Source organism: Pseudomonas sp. 30_B (assembly GCF_017491605.1).
Taxonomy (GTDB): domain Bacteria; phylum Pseudomonadota; class Gammaproteobacteria; order Pseudomonadales; family Pseudomonadaceae; genus Pseudomonas.
In genome coordinates, this window is the sequence record NZ_JAFGYY010000065.1 from 1 (window position 1) to 930 (window position 930).

Annotated in this window: 2 protein-coding genes; both read right to left on the reverse strand. The window is 42.7% G+C overall.

Translation table 11 applies throughout. The annotated features are described in order from the left end of the window. Positions 1-209: hypothetical protein (locus J5M67_RS27215; protein ID WP_207888514.1), on the reverse strand; the 209-nt coding region annotated here is incomplete at its 3' end. A gap of 33 nt (positions 210-242) precedes the next feature. After that, entirely contained in the window at positions 243-815 is a 573-nt protein-coding gene (locus J5M67_RS27220) for a phage baseplate protein (RefSeq protein ID WP_207888515.1), read from the reverse strand. Positions 816-930: the final 115 nt, after the last annotated feature.

The window sequence follows — 930 nt, forward strand, 5'->3', positions numbered from 1 at the left end:
TCTGCCCCCTGATCGAACATCTTACGCAAAGTTGTTGGACCTTTGTCTTTCTCAAGAGATTGCTCTGTCACTTCGTCTACAGGCTTAGTGGTGCTATCTGCCTTTCCTTTATTTTCGGTAGGCGCTGCTTGTTTCTTGACAGATTCATTCACATCTTCTGGTAATTTATCTGTTCTGATATCAACAAAGCGGGATTGCTCCAGTGTCATAGTAAATTGACAGCCGTTTCCGGTGTCAGGAGTTTATTCTACAGTGAAGTCAGTGACTATAAGATTTGAGTACGGAGCTTTGCTGTAGGTGTTACCCTCCATTTCATACAAAGAAACTGGAACTAGGCTGTTTCTGTAAGAGTTTGTCGAAGGATTATAAATGACACTCAGAATCATTTTTTCAATAAATTCTGAAAAACTTCCCCCAGCTTCGCTAACAGAAGACGTATCCCCAACAATTTCAGGTTCGACAGGAGACAGGAATTGTCCAACAACATCCGGTATGAACTTGCTAAGTAATGAGTTTCCATCGTCTACCGTTATTGCGATAGGTGGTTCACCCATTTGCACGTTATTCACACCAACCGCCGCAAATGATGTTGTGTAGGCTGCGTATGTAATATCTGCGGAAGTGATAACTCCCCTAATCGAGAAGGTGAGGTTGTCTGCTATGAAGTGATCCGAGATGCTAACACCCGCATCGAGCGGGTGTTTGCTAACTTTACCAGAGACTTTCTTAGTGTAGTTTGTGACAGCATTGATATAGAACAAAGCTGACACTTCGCCAGACCCATCAATATTGCCAAATTCTAGGACTAGAGACATTATTTACTCCCAAAAGACATATTGACATTTCCCAGCTCATTAGTCCACCAAGACTCAACACGGGGCATTACTTGTTCTTCAAACACAGATTCAAGTCCAGCAGGATCAATCACAC